16 protein-coding genes and 1 pseudogene are annotated in these 19,564 nt (G+C 30.0%); 12 read left to right on the top strand and 5 right to left on the bottom strand.

Going from position 1 to position 19,564, the window contains the following annotated elements:
• From ACQY6M_RS14075 to ACQY6M_RS14065, 3 genes and pseudogenes are all read right to left on the bottom strand, one after another.
• Positions 1-1,909 (bottom strand): annotated as a pseudogene (locus tag ACQY6M_RS14075) (hypothetical protein); the annotation flags it as partial.
• Positions 1,910-2,283: 374 nt separating this feature from the next.
• The gene (locus ACQY6M_RS14070) at positions 2,284-3,417 is read right to left on the bottom strand and encodes a cysteine desulfurase family protein (protein WP_428742522.1); all 1,134 of its coding nucleotides are present in this window, start codon (positions 3,415-3,417) and stop codon (positions 2,284-2,286) included.
• A gap of 39 nt (positions 3,418-3,456) precedes the next feature.
• A complete protein-coding gene (locus ACQY6M_RS14065) occupies positions 3,457-4,002 on the bottom strand; it encodes a Smr/MutS family protein (protein ID WP_428742521.1) in 546 nt (181 codons plus the stop codon).
• Between the two features lie 83 nt (positions 4,003-4,085).
• Here ACQY6M_RS14065 and ACQY6M_RS14060 point away from each other — a divergent pair, with 83 nt between their 5' ends.
• Positions 4,086-4,721 carry a hypothetical protein gene (locus ACQY6M_RS14060; RefSeq protein ID WP_428742520.1) on the top strand — a complete coding sequence of 212 codons (636 nt, stop codon included), beginning with the start codon at positions 4,086-4,088 and terminating at the stop codon, positions 4,719-4,721.
• Here the strand turns inward: ACQY6M_RS14060 and ppk2 (ACQY6M_RS14055) are convergent.
• Positions 4,718-5,497, bottom strand: a complete 780-nt coding sequence (gene ppk2, locus ACQY6M_RS14055; RefSeq protein ID WP_428742519.1) for a polyphosphate kinase 2 — start codon at positions 5,495-5,497, stop codon at positions 4,718-4,720. The two genes, ACQY6M_RS14060 and ppk2 (ACQY6M_RS14055), sit on opposite strands and share 4 nt — an antisense overlap.
• 2 nt (positions 5,498-5,499) lie before the next feature.
• The gene (gene ppk2 / locus ACQY6M_RS14050) at positions 5,500-6,357 is read right to left on the bottom strand and encodes a polyphosphate kinase 2 (RefSeq protein WP_428742518.1); all 858 of its coding nucleotides are present in this window, start codon (positions 6,355-6,357) and stop codon (positions 5,500-5,502) included.
• A gap of 73 nt (positions 6,358-6,430) precedes the next feature.
• Here ppk2 (ACQY6M_RS14050) and ACQY6M_RS14045 point away from each other — a divergent pair, with 73 nt between their 5' ends.
• From ACQY6M_RS14045 to dapB, 11 genes are all read left to right on the top strand, one after another.
• Positions 6,431-7,378, top strand: coding sequence for a lipid A deacylase LpxR family protein (locus ACQY6M_RS14045; protein ID WP_428742517.1), 948 nt, complete (start codon positions 6,431-6,433; stop codon positions 7,376-7,378).
• Positions 7,379-7,463: 85 nt separating this feature from the next.
• Entirely contained in the window at positions 7,464-8,582 is a 1,119-nt protein-coding gene (gene dnaN / locus ACQY6M_RS14040; RefSeq protein WP_428742516.1) for a DNA polymerase III subunit beta, read from the top strand.
• A gap of 127 nt (positions 8,583-8,709) precedes the next feature.
• The gene (locus tag ACQY6M_RS14035) at positions 8,710-9,390 is read left to right on the top strand and encodes a hypothetical protein (protein WP_428742515.1); all 681 of its coding nucleotides are present in this window, start codon (positions 8,710-8,712) and stop codon (positions 9,388-9,390) included.
• A 1-nt stretch (position 9,391) separates the two neighbouring features.
• Entirely contained in the window at positions 9,392-12,169 is a 2,778-nt protein-coding gene (locus ACQY6M_RS14030; RefSeq protein WP_428742514.1) for a TonB-dependent receptor, read from the top strand.
• Between the two features lie 5 nt (positions 12,170-12,174).
• The gene (locus ACQY6M_RS14025; RefSeq protein WP_428742513.1) at positions 12,175-13,377 is read left to right on the top strand and encodes a DUF4249 domain-containing protein; all 1,203 of its coding nucleotides are present in this window, start codon (positions 12,175-12,177) and stop codon (positions 13,375-13,377) included.
• Positions 13,378-13,533: 156 nt separating this feature from the next.
• Complete coding sequence (locus tag ACQY6M_RS14020) at positions 13,534-14,733, top strand: DUF4249 domain-containing protein (RefSeq protein ID WP_428742512.1); 1,200 nt, start codon at positions 13,534-13,536, stop codon at positions 14,731-14,733.
• Between the two features lie 11 nt (positions 14,734-14,744).
• Entirely contained in the window at positions 14,745-16,412 is a 1,668-nt protein-coding gene (locus tag ACQY6M_RS14015) for a hypothetical protein (RefSeq protein ID WP_428742511.1), read from the top strand.
• Between the two features lie 164 nt (positions 16,413-16,576).
• Positions 16,577-17,341, top strand: coding sequence for a ParA family protein (locus ACQY6M_RS14010; protein WP_428742510.1), 765 nt, complete (start codon positions 16,577-16,579; stop codon positions 17,339-17,341).
• 9 nt (positions 17,342-17,350) lie between these two features.
• Positions 17,351-18,238 (top strand): ParB/RepB/Spo0J family partition protein, encoded by an 888-nt coding sequence (locus ACQY6M_RS14005; RefSeq protein ID WP_428742509.1) that lies wholly within the window; start codon positions 17,351-17,353, stop codon positions 18,236-18,238.
• Positions 18,239-18,820 carry a DUF5683 domain-containing protein gene (locus tag ACQY6M_RS14000; protein ID WP_428742508.1) on the top strand — a complete coding sequence of 194 codons (582 nt, stop codon included), beginning with the start codon at positions 18,239-18,241 and terminating at the stop codon, positions 18,818-18,820. It begins immediately after the preceding gene.
• A 1-nt stretch (position 18,821) separates the two neighbouring features.
• A complete protein-coding gene (gene dapB, locus ACQY6M_RS13995) occupies positions 18,822-19,523 on the top strand; it encodes a 4-hydroxy-tetrahydrodipicolinate reductase (protein WP_428742507.1) in 702 nt (233 codons plus the stop codon).
• Positions 19,524-19,564: the final 41 nt, after the last annotated feature.

Here is a 19,564-nt window from a genome sequence, read left to right as displayed (position 1 = left end):
TGGTAATCGTGATGTTTTGATCCGTCGTATATGTTACTCCATTAGCCGCCCATGTATAGCTCTCTCCTGAACAGATCGTCTCTGTTGTCGTTACCGTTGCTGGCTTTGGCGTTACCGTGACTGTTTCACTTACAGATAATGTACGATCACACGTACCATCACTTACATTCGTTAATTCGATTGTTGTATCTGCTATTACACCACTTACTGTTATATTTACAGTTCCTCCTGATCTAATTAATTCTGTTTCTTCACTTAAACCATTAATTTTATAAGTTACAATATTTCCTGCATCACCACTAATAGTAAATACTGCATCTTCTCCTGAACATATTGGACTATTAGAACTTACAGTAGCTGCTGTTGGTAATGCATTTATGGTTACCGTTACTGGTTCTATCTCAAAACAACCACTTGTTGATGTTAATTTAATATAATATGTTCCATTTGTAGAAACTACATCTGGACTCGTCAACGTATTAGTTGCATTAGCATCTGTCCAATATGTAAGTGTACCTGAAGTACTCCCTGATGTAACTTCGGTTGCTGTCAAATCAACAGTAGAAGGACTACATACAGGTTCAGGGTTTGTTATTACTAAATCTAAAGGATTGTCAACTCTACTATCACCAATACCTTGCCCATCATCATCATTAGTACCATCTGCTATTCCTGAAGCATTTACAAGATTAGGCACACCGAAACTACTTACTCCCCCAGTTGAAGCTATATCAATTCTATTATTCGCATCTAACTGAGACACCTGTACATCTTCATCTCCTTCAATAGCATCTGGACAACCATCTCCATCTGAATCAACATCTAATCTATCTACATATGCATCTCCATCTGTGTTGATATCGGAACATTCCGTAATACTGTATGCTGAATATGAAAAAGAATCTATATACAAAACCCTACTTCCATCATTTTTAAATCCTGTTCCTTCTATTTTTATATATCGAGCATCATTACTTAAAGTATATTCTATATCTTGATATGCATTATTAGATAAAAAAGAAGATGAAACAGAATTCTCAAAATCTCCCCCATCAATTGACTGACTAATAACAATTCGAATTTTATTACTTTTGTTTGTTTCTGTTGCTATAGTAACTATTGTCCCAGCAGGTAGAACCTGTCCTAAATCTACCGTTAAAAATTCTCCTGGATAATCTATATACGCATCATCACTATCACTAACTCCCAATGCTTTTATTTCATTATGTCCATTACTTGAAAAAACAGAAGAAGCATTTCCTGCAGGCACATTTGTGGTAGAACAACTTTGTTCATCTATATCTAAAATTCCATCATTATCATCATCTAAATCATATACATCTACTACTCCATCACCATCAGTATCTGATGAACAATCTGTAGTTGCTGTACTTCCTCCATCTGCTAATGTAATATTCGTAGCATTTCCAGAATAATTTGTTACTAAAAAAGCATAGTATTTACCTGAAGTTACTGTTATATTAAAAGTAAAATATGAAAATGATTCATAATCACAATCAAGAGGTGTAGTAAAAGAATCACATTGAGACAACATATCATCTATCGAATCAAAAGGTCCCCATATTGCTCCATCTACATCTACATTATTAGAATTTGTTTGATTTATAATTAAACTTCCTCCTGTACTTGCTTGAAAGAAAAACCACTTTGCATTTGGTGTAGTTGTTAAACAATCGTATTCATTATTTGGATTAATATCTCTTGCTGATCCTCCAGCAGTTTCAGCAGCATATGTTTGTGAATCACCTATACAAACTGATGTATAATCTGAAATCACACTACAATCTTGTGCGAAGAAATTAAATGGTAATAAAAAAATTAACAGTAAAAGCACTTTACTATTAACCAAATTAGTTATAGAATTAATTAAAACGTAATTTTTCTTCATACAAATACATATTTTTTAACACATAAATAAATCCTAGGCCCAGATAAAACCTGGGTCTTAATTTTTATAAAATTGAGTGAGATAAATGAACCCACACAAAACACCATCACAAGAGATTGATGATATTTTTATTGCGGGGGACAACTAAATAAGTGCGCAAAGATAATCAAATATCCTTATCTTCAAAGAGTTAGAAACTCTTTTTACATTTGAAGTCACATAATAAATAAAAAGTATACAAATAGGAAGTATTATAAATTGATTAAATAGAAAACTCTTTAAATAAACGCTTTTAAAAGACCTTTAGCCACTTCTTTTTAGATTTCCCTTTTGGAAAAATTAAAACCTTCTAAAAGCTACATAAATACAATTCCCTATAAACTCAATATTTTTTTCAATTGCTGAAATGTAAAATCAATTTCACCTTTTGAATTTAGCTTGCTAAACGAAAATCTTACGGATGTTTTCTCGGAATCTTCTTTATTTAAAAAAGCACTTAACACATGCGATCCTTTATTACTTCCACTCTGGCAAGCACTACCACCTGACACAGCTACTCCTTGTAAATCCAAATTAAACAGCAACATTTTATTCTCCACAGGAAATCGTACATTTAGGATTGTGTAACTTGTTTTTTCACTAGACTCTCCATTAAACTGAATATCAACTATCAATTCTCTCAGCTTTTCAACAAAATACTTTTTCAAGTCAGTTATATAGGCTGTATCTTTTTCTAAGTCTTCATAAGCTATAGTTAAAGCTTTTTCCATCCCTATAATTGAATGTACATTTTCAGTACTCGACCTAGCTCCCTTTTCTTGCTCTCCACCATGCAGTATTGGTTGAATACCTATACCCTTTTTAAAATACGCAAAACCTACTCCTTTAGGTCCATGAAATTTATGAGCGCTTGCAGCGATAAAATCTATTGGAATCTTTTGTAAATCTATAGTATAATGCCCTATCGCTTGAACTGTATCTGAATGAAAGTATGCTTTGTACTGTTGACATAAACTACTCACCTCCTCAATAGGTAATAAGTTTCCTATTTCATTGTTTACATACATTAAGCTAACCAAAGTTTTCTCTTCCGTTTTCCCTAACAATACTTCTAGACTATTTAAATCAATTGCTCCGTTTCGACCTACTCCAACATAGTCAACTTGTATGTTATATGTTTTTTCTAAAAACTTTACTGTATTTAAAACTGCATGGTGTTCAATTTGTGAAGTAATAATTCTTTTCACCCCAAGATTTAAAACAGCGTTGTATAAAATCAAGTTGTCAGCCTCCGTACCTCCAGCAGTAAATATGATTTCACTTGCTGTTACATTAAAATATTTTGCTATATTTTTTCTAGCAGTTTCAATCGCTGCTTTGGCTTTTCTACCATACTGGTGGGTTGATGAAGGGTTTCCAAAATTAGTTTGCATTGATTGTTGCATAACATCAATAACTTCAGGCAACATTGGTGTAGTTGCAGCATTATCTAAATAAACAGAATTCATACTGCAAAAGTAAAGTTTTTTAGTTCATTAACTAGTCAATTAATAGTTTTGATATATGTACACTTCGGTAGCTCCTTGTCCATATTTTTGATAAGACGCATCATAATATTTTACTGGATAATTATTGAGCAAATAATGCAATTCTGTTTTCAAGACCCCATCTCCCACTCCATGAATCAATACAAGTTTTGATATTTTTTTTGAGATACAGTATTCTAGTTTTTGTTTTGCTATATCTATTTGAAATGATAAAATATCATAATTATCCATTCCTTTCGTAGATTTCACCAACTTTTCAGCATGTAAATCCACTTCCATTACCACTTCATTTTTAGTTTTTACAAAAGCAGTCTTTTTTTTACTTTTTTGCTCGCTTTGTTTTTCCTTAAGAATTGAGTTATTAATATCTGAATACTTACTTAGTTCTTTTTGCTCAACATCTATTTTAACCAACTCTTCTTTTAAAAAAAAATATTCCATCCCATCTGCATCAAGCACAAAGAATTTATCACCAACAATTTTAGTTATAACTCCCCTTATATCAGCATCTAAAACCGCCACCTTATTACCTATTTCTAAACACATCCTTAACCTTTATTTAATTAGCTAAAAGGATTCTAGCTCGTATTTTTGCAAAATAATTATACATGCAAAAGAACTGCAAATAAATGATAAACACTAAGAATATTAACACAAAAGTTTTCTTTGAAGAAGCGAGAAAAGAAATGATTATTACTGATGATCGCAGAAACTTGTTACTAAAAATATCTGATGCTATTTTTGACGAGTATCTTGACAGAGAAAAAATCAATTTAAACTTTATTTGCACCCACAATTCTCGTAGAAGTCAATTAGCACAAGTTTGGAGCTTTTATGCTATTGAATACTTCGAATTAAGAAATATGTTTGTTTATTCTGGAGGAACAGAAACAACATCTTTCCATAGAAATACCGTAAAATGTCTACAAAAAACAGGATTTATTTTTAACGTTGTTGATTTTTCTCATCAAAACCCTAGATATTTAATTTCTTTTGAAGAAACTAAAAAATCTATTTTAGGCTTTTCAAAAGTATATGACCATCCACAAAACAGCTACCCTTTTATAGCTATAACGACTTGTAACAGTGCTGACCAAAACTGTCCTTTTATACCCGATGCAATAGATCGTTTTCACCTACCTTATATAGACCCTAAAGCCTCGGACAATACAGAATTAACCGAAGAAACATACCTAGAAACAAGCAAACAAATTGCTGGAGAGTTATTTTTTATATTTGAAGAACTCCAAAAAAGGTTACCTTAAACCTCTATACTCTTATCATACGGTATACTTTTAAGTATATAGTTTATCACATTTACTCTAGCAATAGTTTTTCTGTTCGCACGAATCACTTTCCATGGAGAAATTACGGTATTCGTTTTTGAAAACATGGCTTTTTTGTATTCCGTATAATCATCCCAAAGTTCCTGAGCCCTTTCATCTACCGGAGTCATTTTCCATTGTTTTAATGGATTATCTTTAATATCACTAAATCTTTTTGCTTGTTCTTTTTTAGTTATCGACATATAAATTTTAACCAAACGAATTCCTGACTCAAGAATCATACGTTCAAAATCATTTACTTGATTCATGAAAATATCGTACTCTTCTTTTGTACAAAAGCCATTAACAGGCTCAACTACCGCTCTATTATACCAACTTCTATCAAAAAACACAATTTCTCCTGCTTTAGGAAACTGCTCAACATATCGTTGAAAATACCATTGTGTTTTCTGATCTTCATTAGGCTTAGGCAATGCTACAATTCGCATATGACGCGGGTTAATGCGCTCGGTAATCCTACGAATAGCCCCTCCTTTTCCTGCTGCATCTCTTCCTTCAAAAATCACAATAATCCTTTCATTTTCTTTAATTGCCCACGCCTGTAAGCGGATTAACTCTACTTGTAATTTTTTTAATTTTCGTTCATAATCCACATAACGAACCGCCTTTTCCAAATTAAAAGGCTTAGACAATAACGCCTTCAATCCTCTAACACTATTTAGCTTATTAACATCTTTTTGAGTTAAATTTTCCATTTTTAATCTAATTGTTTTACTGAACGATAGTAACGCATAACAACATTAGGATCTGGTATTAATATTGTTGGTGCCTCTTCTTTTCCATCATATTTAAATTGTGATAAAACATGACGCATACACTCTACTCTTGCTTCTTTTTTACTATTTGTTTTCACAACAATCCATGGACAATATGCCGTATGAGTTTTACTAAACATCTCCTCTTTATAATAACTGTATTTATCCCATAGTTCTTGCCCTCTTTTATCTACAGGACTAAACTTCCAACGTTTTAAAGGATTGTCATTTCGAGCATTAAAACGACGTAACTGTTCATCTTTTGATATTGACAACCAAAACTTAATAACTACAACACCATCTTCATACAACATATGCTCAAACTCTGGAACTTGTACTAAAAAATTCTCATATTGTTCTTCATTACAAAATCCCATAACCGGCTCAACCACTGCTCTATTATACCAGCTCCTATCAAAAAAAACAATCTCACCTGGATTAGGCAACTCTTTAATATATCGTTGAAAATACCACTGTCCCTTTTCAACCTCAGTAGGTTTATTTAAAGCTACTAAACGCATAGATCTAGGATTTAGATGCTCCATAAACCTACGAATACTCCCTCCTTTACCAGCTGCATCTCTACCTTCAAAAATTACCGCTACTCGTTTGTTATTTTTAGCTATCCATTGTTGTAATTTTACCAGTTCAATCTGCAATACTCTAAGCTCTTCTTCATAATCTAACTTTACTTGAACTTTTTCAACAGAAATCCCTTTTTGCTTAATTATAGCTAACAACTCTTCATTAGTTGAAACACTTTTAAAATCTTCAATCGTTAAAACAGCCTTGTCTTTCATGAATGTTGCTTGTTATTTTTTATTGTTAATAATTTAACCAAAGTAATGCTAAAATAATACGATATTTACAGCTATGAAAAAAAATATATCACTTTTATTTATCTTATTTTCTCTCCATTGCTTCTCCCAAAGAAAATATGCTAAAGAATTTAGTTTTTTAAATGATAATGATCTATACATTTCTACTTACCAAGACCGTTACTATACAAATGGAGCCTTTTTAACATATCGATATCTTAGTGAAAAACAGTTTAAAAATATTGAAAAAAGAGCTTATGAAATCCAAGTTGGGCATCATATGTATACTCCTTTTAAATCTGTTGTTGAAACAGTAGAAGAGCACGATCGTCCATTTGCTGGTTATTTATACGGAAGCTTCGGTATCAATTCTTTTTACAAAAAAGAAGTTATTTTAAAAACCTCTATTCAAATTGGAGTCATAGGTTCACACTCTTTTAGTGAAGAACTTCAAGATTTTATTCACAAAATGTATGGTTTTAAAAAGGCTACAGGATGGGATTACCAAATAAAAAATGCTTTTGCCATCAACTTTAAAACAGACTATATAAAAAAAATAACAAGAAATGATGTTTTCGACATCAACTGGGCTAACACTGCTAAATTAGGAACTGTTTATACTGATTTTTCAACGGGTTTATATAGTCGTATCGGATTCAAACCTTTAGAAAATATTATTAACTCTATTGCTTTTAATGGTAACCTAAACAACAGCAATACTCATTTTAGTAATAATGCTGAAGTTTTTTTATACATTAAACCAATGATTTATTACGTTGCTTATGACGCAACTATAGAAGGCAGCTTTTTAGCTAATGATGATAGCCCTATAACTTTTGACATCGAACCTTTCAAGTTTACCTCAGAAATTGGTCTTCGTTTCACCAGTAACCGTTTTAACTTTGGATACGCTATTCATTATCACACTAGAAAATTAAAAAGTGAACATGTTTCTAAAGGAAATTTTTACGGAACCATAAAGCTGAGTTATCAATTTAATTAGTAAAAAGACCTTCTTAAAAAAATAATTTTTAAAATCGTCAAATTAAAATATATTTGTAAGTCTAATAAAATAGAAAAATAACCAAATGAAATTTATCGTATCTAGTTCTCAACTACTAAAACAACTTCAGGTTTTAGGAGGAGTTATCAACAGCAACAATACATTACCAATTTTAGATAACTTTTTATTTGAACTATCTGAAAATGCCTTAAAAATATCTTCATCAGATCTTGAAACCACTATGTCTTCAACGATTGAAGTAGAAAGTACTGATACTGGCGCTATTGCAATTAACGCTCGTTTGCTACTAGATACCTTAAAAACATTTCCAGAACAACCACTAACTTTTAAAATAGAAAGTGATAGTACAATTGAAATTATTTCTGAGCAAGGTAAATATGATATGGCTTATTTTAGTGGAGATGAATTCCCTAAAGCTGTAGAATTACCTTCACCAAGCAGTACTGAAATTCCTTCTGACATTTTAGCTACGGCTATTTCTAAAACTATTTTTGCTGCAGGTAATGATGATTTACGTCCAGTAATGAGTGGTGTGTTTTTCCAATTCAATTCTAAAGAATTGACATTTGTAGCTACGGATGCTCATAAATTAGTAAAATATACTCGTACAGATATTACTGCTGAAAAATCGGCAGAGTTTATCATGCCTAAAAAACCTTTAAATTTATTAAAAGGAATTTTAGGAGGCTCAGAAAATAATGTTACTATCGAATATAATGATACTAATGCAAAGTTCACCTTTGACAACGTAGTATTAATCTGTCGTTTAATTGACGGGAAATACCCTAACTACGAAGCTGTTATACCAAAAGAGAACCCTAATAAATTAACGGTTGACAGAGCTTCATTTTTAAATTCTGTACGTCGTGTGTCTATTTTCTCTAGTAAAACAACACATCAGATTCGTTTAAAGATGGCAGGAACTGAGTTAAATATTTCTGCAGAAGATTTAGACTACTCTAACAAAGCTGACGAACGTCTTCACTGTGACTATCAAGGAGATGATATGCAAATTGGTTTCAACTCTCGTTTCTTAAGCGAAATGTTAAACAATTTAAATTCTAACGATGTTTTAATTGAAATGAGCTTACCAAACAGAGCTGGAATTTTAACTCCTATTGACGGTACGGAAGAAGGTGAACAAGTTACTATGCTAGTAATGCCAGTAATGCTGAACGGATAACAATAATAGCTGATATAATAGACTAAACTGTAACCCAAAAGGTTACAGTTTTTTTTTTACATTTAATTTATTAGATTTACACCAATATTTTATTATTTTAAAATATTTTACCAAAAAAATTGAAACTATGAAAAAAAATCTTTGCTGCTTTGCAGCTCTTTACTTTTTGTGTTATGCTTTATTTAGCCAACAAGAAAAAGAATCATTAATTTGGTTTGATAATATTATTAAACCATACAACTTAGAAATTAATTCTGGCACCAAGTATTTTGAAAGATACAGAACGTCTGATGACAACCATCATTTTTTACTAGACAATAAGTTTAACCTCGCTTCTATTTTATATAAAGGAAATTGGTACCATAACATTCTTACAAAATACGACATTCTTGAAGACAACCTTATTATCATTATAAATACAACTAAACAAGAAACATCTATAACACCAGACTATAATTACATACCTGCTTTTAGTATAAAAAATAGATTTTTTTTTAAGCTAAATCATTATAATACTAAAGGTTATTATGAAAAAATAGCAGATGTTAATGATTATGCTTTATATAAAAAAAGTTACGCAGAAAAGCTTAAGAAAATAAGAAAGTCATCAACTTTTTTCATTTTTAAAAAAAGAGAAAGTTTTTTCCTATCTAAAAAAAACGAGCTTCTCCCTTTAAATAAAAAATCAGAATGGATTGAAGCTTTTCCTAACCAAAAAAAAACAATTAAATCTTTCTTTAATCAATATAAAAGCACTGAGTTAAAGAACAAATTTTATATTGATTTATTAAAAAAATTAACACGCTAACATGAAAAAGTTCTTATTCTTAGTCTTTGTCATTTTTCTAAAAACTAGCTATGCTCAAAAGAAAATTACAGTAAATCTTAACAACACCAACCTTAAAGAAGCTATTTTATTAATTGAAAAAAATGCTAATTACCAGTTTTACTATTTAGATTCTTGGTTAAATACAAATCAACCGATTAAAGAAGGTTTTAAAGACTCAACAATCGAAACAATCTTAGACTCTATTTTTAAAAACAGTGAAATAAATTACTATATAATAGAGAATAATAAAATTATTCTAACAAAAAACAACAAAATTCACGATAGTAATTACTTATATACAGTAACCGAATATACCACAACAGAAAACACCCCAAATCCAAAGGATAGTTTAATAGAAATAAAAAGAAAAATTACAAAACCTAGCTCTAACCCTATTTTCACTTCAAGAGAGCCTATCAAAATAAAAACTATAAAAATTGGTAAAGAAGGAAATACTCACCAGAATAAATATACTCTTTCAGGATTTGTTAAAAATACCTCTACAAACAAACCTATCGAAAATTTATTAATCATAAACAAGATAAAAAACATCTATACATATACAAACGACAAGGGTTATTATTCAATAAATTTACCTTATGGTGTCAATATGATTGAAGCAATAATACCTGGAGCGCAAACTTCAAAAACTAAAATAATTCTTCTTGGTGATGGAACTTACAATTTTAACCTAACAGAAACCTCTGAACAATTAAACGAAGTAATTATACAATCTAATGCTAAAAAAAATATTAAAAGCTCTATCACTGGTATAACTCAAATAAAAGCTGAAGATATCAAAACCATCCCTCAAGTTTTGGGTGAAAGAGATATTTTAAAAGTAGCTACTACTTTACCAGGTATTAAAAATGCCGGTGAGGGTTCTGATGGTGTTAATGTAAGAGGAGGAAAATCTGACCAAAACTTATTTTTAATAGATAAAAGCACCTTGTATAACCCTACTCATTTTTTAGGTCTATTTTCCGCCGTAAATCCTTTCACTACTAAAGACTTAAAAGTTTACAAAGGAAATATCCCTGCTGAATTTGGAGGCAGAATATCTTCTGTATTTGATATTGTAACTAAAAACGCCAACACAAAAAAAATTGCAGGAGAAGCTTCTATTGGACCTGTTACCAGCAATATAAGCTTGAAACTTCCAATAATCAAAGAAAAATCTGGTTTATTACTTGGAGGCAGAAGCACATACTCTGACTGGTTATTAAAAGCTATAGATGACAATAAACTTAAAAATAGTAGTGCTTCATTTTTTGATCTTATGGGAAAATACTCTCATCAATTCAATGAAAACAACACTATTACTGCTTCTGGTTATTATAGCCAGGATAAGTATAGCATTGCTTCAGATACTACAAACACTTATGGTAATAAAATATTCTCTTTAAATTGGTTTCATAAATTCAACGACAAAACCTCTGGAAATTTATTACTATCTAATAGTAGTTATTTTTTCGATATTGATTCAGAAACAAATACCAATAAAGATTTTGTTTTAAAATATAAAATCAATGAATACAATCTTAAGTTAAGCTTGAAATATTTACTTTCAAAAAAGCATCAGTTTAGCTATGGAATTGACTCTAAATTATACAAAATAAATCCTGGAAATATAACCCCAAAAGGAAACAAATCTATCATCACTCCTTTTAGCGTACAGCAAGAAAAAGCTTTAGAATCTTCTATATTCATCTCTGACGACATATCCCTTACCAAAAAACTATCTTTCAACGCAGGTGCTAGATATACAATTTTTAGTGCTCTTGGTAAATCATCTCAAAGAATTTATGATCCTAACTCTCCTTTAAGTGACGCTAGTGTTATTGGATATAAAGAGTACAAGAACAACGAAATATATAAAACCTACTACGGTTTAAGTTTACGTTTTTCTTCAAGATATTCATTCACCGATGACTTTTCTGTAAAAGCTAGTTTAAGTAATGGTTACCAGTTTATACACAGATTAACTAATAATACCTCAGCCTCTCCTACCGACACTTGGAAGTTATCTGATTCTAACATAAAACCTCAAGAAGCAATTCAAACATCTCTAGGATTTCATAAAAACTTAAAAGACGATATGTATGAGTTAAGCATAGAAGGTTATTACAAGAAGTTTAAAAACATTTTAGATTATAAAGTTGGTGCTAGTTTTTTGCTCAATGAATATATAGAAACCGAAGTTTTGCAAGGTCCAGGAGAATCCTATGGTATTGAATTTCTGGCAAGAAAAAATACTGGAAGGCTTAACGGATGGTTTAGTTATAGTTACTCTAGGGCTTTTCTTAGACTCGACAGCAAATATCCTGAAGAAATAGTTAACAACGGAAAACCTTTTCCTACAAATTTTGACAAACCACACGATTTAAGCATTGTCGCAAATTATAAGTTAACAAAAAGATTTAGTCTTTCCTCTAACTTTTCTTATCAAACAGGAAGACCAATTACCTATCCTACTGGAAAATATATTTACCAAGGAAATGAGTATTTACTATACAGTAATCGAAATGAGTACAGAATTCCTGATTATTATAGGTTGGACATTGGTTTAAATGTGGAAGGAAATCATAAACTAAAAAAGCTAGCCCATAGCTTTTGGAACATATCAATCTATAACGTTTTAGGTAGAAGTAACCCTTATGCTATTTATTTCGTAACAAAAGATGGGAAAGCACAAGCGTATCAAAGCTCCATTTTTTCGAAACCAATACCGACTATAACATATAATATTAAATTTTAATTGTAATGAGTTTTAGAATAAAAGCATATATATATATAAGCATTTTACTAACATTTTTTAGTTGTATTGAACCTATAGATATTAAAGATATTAATTATGAAAATTATCTGGTGGTTGAAGCTAATTTAACAGATCAATTAAAAAAGCACACTATAAAACTTTCAAGATCTTTTATGTTAAATGATTCTGTTCCCAAATATGAATCTAATGCTAATGTTAGAATTATTGACAGAAATGAAAATACGTATACCTTTTCTGAAATTGAAGAAGGTGTTTATGAGTCTGATGATATTTTTAAAGCTGAATTAAACAACACCTATACTTTATACATTAACACAAGTGATGGAAATGAATATAGTTCAATTCCAGAAAAAATACATGGTGTTAATGAAATCAACGACATTACTATAGAAAAAGATATCAATCCAGAAAACATTGAAGGGTTAAAAATTAATGTTATTAGTAATACTGAAGACCCCAATAGCGTCTATTACAGATACGAATATGATGAAACCTATAAAATCATTGCTCCATACTGGTCTTCTGCTGATTTAATTCCTGTTTCTAGAGAATTTCCTTTTTCGGTAACGTTTATACAAAAAGATTATGAATCAAAAGTATGTTATAAAACAATTAATTCTAACACTATAATTCAAACTGAAACTATTGGTTTAGATAAAAATAATGTAAATTTCACTATACGCTTTATAGAAAAAAACGATTTTATTCTTTCTCATAGATATAGCATATTAGTAAAACAATATGTGCAATCTCCTGATGCATACAGATACTTTAAAACATTAAAAAAACTCTCTGTATCTCAAGGTTCATTTACACAAAACCAACCAGGTTTTATGCAAGGAAACATTACCAACAACAAAACTTCTAACGACAAAGTACTTGGTTTTTTTGAAGTTACTTCATACTCTGAAAAAAGATTCTTTTTTAATTATTTAGACATATATCCTGATGGAAGTGTAAATTATGTTTCAGATTGCAATTTTATCGCTCCTAAATTAGTTGATGGTCATTATCCTGACCTTTTTTCCCCTTTGATTGCTACCTTGGATAACGGAGAGTATCTTTATTACACGACTAATGAAGAGCCTACTGACTATGAACCTGGCCCATATTATTTAGTTCCAAAAATTTGTGGCGATTGTAGACTTTTAGGAAGCAACGTAAAACCATCATTTTGGATAGATTAAAAAAGCTCTATGAAAACAAAAATATATTTATTACCCATACTACTTTTTTTGTATAGCAAAGTTCAAGGTTTTGGTAATAAAGAAAACCTAGTTAACTTAATTATTTTTTTTAAAAAAATTAAATAAAAAAACATGTAATACTAAATATAAATTGCAATGAATTTTAGAATAAAAGCATATATATATATAAGCGTTTTACTAACTTTTTTTAGTTGTATTGAGCCCATAGATATTAAAGAAATTAATTATGAAAATTATCTTGTTGTTGAAGCCAATCTAACAGATCAATTAAAAAAGCACACTATAAAACTTTCAAGATCTTTTATGTTAAATGATTCTATCCCTAAATATGAATCTAATGCTAATGTTAAAATTATTGACAGTAACGAAAATACATATACCTTTTCTGAAGTTGAAGAAGGTGTTTATGAGTCTGATGATATTTTTAAAGCTGAATTAAATAATACCTATACTTTACACATTAATACAAGTGATGGAAATGAATATAGTTCAACTCCAGAAAAAATCTCAGGCATTAATGAAATTGATGATATAACAATAGGAAAAAGTATCACTCCTGAAAATATAGAAGGATTAAAAATTAATGTTATAAGCAATACGGAAGATGTTAATAGCCTATACTATAGATACGAATTTAATGAAACCTATAAAATAGTAGCCCCATATTGGACCCAATTTGAATTGGTTCCTGTTTCTAGAGAATACCCCTTTTCTGTAACTTTTGAAGTAAAAGACTACCTAGCAAAAGAATGTTATCAAACACAAAAATCTAATACAATTATACAAACAGAAACTACTGGTTTAGATAAAAACAATGTGAATTTTACTATTCGTTTTTTAGAAAAGAATGATTTCATAATTTCTCATCGATACAGTATCTTAGTAAAACAATATGTGCAATCTGCAAATGCATATAGATATTTTAAGACATTAAAAAAGCTATCTGTTTCACAAGGAGCCTTTACTCAAAACCAACCAGGTTTTATACCAGGAAACATTACCAACAATAAAACATCAGACGACAAAGTACTTGGTTTTTTTGAAGTTACTTCATATTCAGAAAAAAGGTTCTTTTTTAATTACTTAGACATGTATCCTGATGGAAGTATAGATTATATATCAAATTGTGACTTTATTAAACCTAAAATGGTTTCAGGTTTTATGCCTCCTTTTAATTCACCTTTAATAGCAATAATTGACAGAGGAGAATACCTTTATTATAAAATTAATGTTGAACCTACAGCAATTGAAGGCCCTTACATTTTAGTCCCTAAAATTTGTGGCGATTGCAGAATTTTGGGTAGCAATGTAAAACCTTCATTCTGGATAGATTAAAAAAAAACACTATGAAAACAAAAATATATTTATTAGCCATACTACTTTGTACAACAGTTAACCTTACATCACAAATAAAAATCTCTCAAGATTTATATCAAAAATATAAAACACTTCCAAAAGAACAAATTTTTGTCCATTATAACACAAACTTGATTCTTTCTGGTGAAAACCTTATGTTCAAAATTTATAGCTTGAACAAAAACACGCTCATTCCTAGTAATCTTAGTAAAATAGCATACTTAGAATTAATAGATGTAGATAAAAAACCTATAGTAAGAAGAAAAATTGCATTAAAAAAAGGTGAAGGATATGGTGACATTTTTATTTCCTCAAATATTAAATCTGGTAAATATAAATTAATAGCCTACACTAAATGGATGAAGAATACAAACACTTACTTTGAAGATGATATACTTATTATAAATCCTTTTGATGAAAAATTTGCTCTAAATTATGAAGAACCAGAAAATAAAAAAACTACTTCATATAACTATGTTTATAATACTAGAGAACTAGTTACTTTAAACTTAAAAGAGCTTATTAAAGATAATGGTCTCTATTCCATTTCTGTTAGAAAACAAAATGAGGGGTGTCTTAATAAAAAGAGTACACCACAAAACTTTAATAATTCTTCAAAAGAAGTTTATTTCAAAGAAGAAAACACCATTTTTATACCTGAATTTAGAGGGCAATTAATCACAGGCAAATTAACCCCTTCTTCAAATAATAAAGATATTAAAAACATAAAAATTGGTTTGTCAATTATTGGTAATGATAGAATCTTTAAAATTACAAGTACAGATAATAATGGGGATTTCTTTTTCAATATTGCTGAACCCTTTAGTTCAGAAGAAATTTTCTGCAAGGTTATCAATGAAGATATTTCAGATGATTATAAAATCTCTTTCCCTAAAGAAAAAGAACTAAACTTAACTGATTTAACTTTCACTACTCCAAAAACAACTCAAAAAATAATAAAAACTATTAATGACAGAAGTATTTATACACAAATTCAAAATGCTTACAATGAAACAATAAAAGATTCTATAATACCATTTCACATTAAGAATTCAATCTTTAAAAATAAAAATATTGTATATAATCTTGATGATTATACTAGGTTTAATACTATGAAAGAAACTTTTGTGGAGATAATAAACAACGCTTGGGTCACAAAGAAAAATGGGGAAAATAAATTTTACATTAGAGATAGTGAAACATTAACTAATTCTAACATAGAACCATTAATTATCATAGATGGTTATATAATTACCGATCATCAAGAACTAGCTGATATAGATCCTAAAAAAATTCAGACAATTTCGCTGTTAACAGAAAAATACAAATACAATTCAAAATTGTATGAAGGAATTATATCACTAAACTCAAAAAAAGAAAGTTACATACCCAAAAACCAAAATAATCTAGTAGCTTACTCAACACAAACTATTTCACCTAATAAAAAATATTTTAACAAAGAATATTCATCAGATAGTAATAATGATAGGATTCCTGATTTTAGAACTCAGCTCTTATGGGAGCCTAACATTACCTACAAAACCAACGAAATTTCCTTTTACACCTCAGATATCAAAGGAGATTTTATTATTGAAATACAAGGATTTGACAACGAAGGATCACCTGTAAATATTACTAAACAACTTCATGTTAAATAATTATCATAATAAGCTTTTAAAGAGAAACTTAAACAAACATCTTTAAGTACACATCAAAAGCCACAGAATCAACTCTGTGGCTTTTTTATTTTTAAATAATATCTTTCACTTTCAAAAACCATAAATAATTGTAAATTTACCTCTTTCAAACTATACAAATTATAATGGGTAGAATTATTGCAATTGCAAATCAAAAAGGTGGTGTAGGTAAAACTACTACATCTGTAAACTTAGCTGCCGCTTTAGGTGTTTTAGAAAAAAAAGTATTATTAATTGATGCTGACCCCCAAGCAAATGCTACTTCTGGTTTAGGTTTAGATGTTGAAAGTGTAGAAATCGGAACATATCAAGTTTTAGAACATACAATTCCTGCAAAAGATACAATTTTAAAAACTGACTCACCTAATGTCGATTTAATTCCAGCTCATATAGATTTAGTTGCCATTGAAATTGAATTAGTTGACAAACAAGAACGTGAGTACATGCTTAAAAAAGCCCTTGAGGATATCAAAGATGAATATGATTATATTTTAATTGACTGTGCTCCTTCTTTAGGTTTAATTACCTTGAACTCACTTGTAGCTGCAGATTCAGTTGTTATTCCAATTCAATGTGAGTATTTTGCTTTAGAAGGTTTAGGAAAACTTTTAAACACTATCAAAAGTGTACAAAAAATTCACAATCCCGATTTAGAGATTGAAGGATTATTATTAACCATGTTTGACTCTCGTTTACGTTTATCAAACCAAGTAGTTGATGAAGTTCGTAAACACTTCAGTTCTATGGTTTTTGAAACAATAGTACACCGAAATACTCGTTTAAGTGAAGCACCTAGTTATGGAGAAAGTATAATTTCATACGATGCAACCTCTAAAGGTGCTGTAAATTACTTAAATTTGGCGAACGAAATTTTAACTAAAAACGCATAATCACTTTAAATGGCAAAGGCAACAAAAAAACAAGCTTTAGGTAGAGGTTTATCAGCATTATTAAAAGAAACTGCTGAAGTTAATTCGGCATCAGATAAAAATGCAGACAAACTTGTAGGAAACATTATTGAACTTGATATCAACTCAATTGATGTAAACCCATACCAACCTAGAACTTATTTTGATGAAGAAGCTTTGCGAGAACTAGCTAGCTCTATTAAAGAATTAGGTGTTATCCAACCTATTACTGTTCGTAAATTATCGAGTGATAAATTCCAGTTAGTTTCTGGTGAACGTCGTTTTAGAGCTTCTAAACTTATTGGTAATAAAACAGTTCCTGCATACATTCGTTTGGCGAATGATCAAGAAATGTTAGAAATGGCGTTGGTAGAAAACATCCAACGTAAAAATTTAGATCCAATTGAAGTAGCGCTTTCTTATCAACGTTTAATTGATGAAATTCAATTGACTCAAGAAGAATTGAGTACTCGTGTAGGTAAAAAACGTTCAACCGTTACTAATTATTTACGCTTATTAAAATTAGATCCTATTATTCAAACAGGAATGAGAGACGGATTTATCTCTATGGGACATGGTCGTGCACTAATTAATGTTGATAGTACTACAGATCAATTAAATATTTACGAAAAAATAGTTCGTGATAAATTATCTGTGCGTCAAACTGAAGAATTAGTAAAAAATTTAAAAGCAGGTACGGTAACTAAAGCTGCTAAAAAGAAAGTACTACCTAGTTATATTTCTGAAAGCGTAAAAGACATCAGCAATTATTTTGGTCACAAAATTGATGTTACTGTAAACAATCGTGGAAAAGGTAAAATTTCGATTCCTTTTACTTCTGAAGAAGATTTTAACCGTATTAAAAACTTATTAAAGTAATTGAACATACGTGTAATCATATTCGCTTTTTGTAGTCTTTTTTTGTTTCAAAATACTTTTGCTCAAAAAGAAGAGTCTATTGCTGTAAGAGCTAAACAACTACAATTATCAAGCGATAAATACAATCCACTTTCACCCTCAAAAGCAGCTTTTTATTCTGCTATTTTTCCTGGTGGAGGACAGATTTATAATAAAAAATACTGGAAAGCTCCAATAGTTTGGGCAGCGATAGGAACAAGTGTTTATTTTTATATAGATAACAGCGATCAGTACGATCGTTATCGAACTGCATTTAAACTTCGAACACAAGGTTTAAATGATGAATTTGACGGAGAAAATGGCAATCCATATATTTCTACTCCGGGTTTGGAAAGTGCTCAAAAAACCTTGCGTAAAAACAGAGATTTATCTATGTTAACTGGTATACTACTATACGTATTACAAATAGTAGAAGCGAGTGTAAACGCTCACCTATTACAGTTTGACACAGATGACAGTCTATCTGTAAATCCAATTATTACACCTGATCCACTATTTATTGAAGCTCCAAAAGTTGGTTTAACTTTAAAATATTCTTTTTAAAATGAAAATAGCTTTGCTTGGTTATGGTAGAATGGGTAAAGAAATTGAAAAAATTGCTTTACAAAGAGGTCATGAAATTGTTATAAAAACTTCAGGAAAAGAAGAATATGACATTTCAAAAGCCGATGTGGCTATTGATTTTAGTGTTCCTTCATCTGCTTATAACAATATTACCAATTGTATTAACAACAACATACCTGTAGTATCAGGAACCACAGGTTGGTTAGATCAATATAACAATGTAGTTAGTTTATGTAATGAAAAGAAAGGTGCTTTTATATATGCTTCAAATTTTAGCTTAGGAGTTAATGTTTTTTTTGAGTTAAATAAACAACTGGCTAAAATGATGAGTACTCTAGAACAGTACAACGTTGCTATTGAAGAAATTCATCATACAAAAAAATTAGATGCTCCAAGTGGTACTGCTATTACTTTAGCAGAAGGAATTATAGAAAACACTAATAAAAAAGCATGGGAGTTAGACGAAAAAACTTCCGAAAAAAACATTCCTATCACAGCAATTAGAACTCCAGATGTACCAGGTACCCACACAATAACCTACAGTTCTGAAGTAGATACAATTGATATAAGACATACCGCTCACAACCGCCAAGGTTTTGCTTTAGGTGCTGTAATTGCTGCTGAATGGCTACAAAATAAAACAGGTGTTTACACCATGAGAGATGTGTTAAACTTAGGTTAATTACGTAACAAATTCAACTAAAGAAACACTTATAAATTTAG

Source organism: Tenacibaculum sp., from assembly GCF_050290165.1.
GTDB lineage: Bacteria > Bacteroidota > Bacteroidia > Flavobacteriales > Flavobacteriaceae > Polaribacter.
This window is presented reverse-complemented; position numbering and strand designations above follow the sequence as displayed.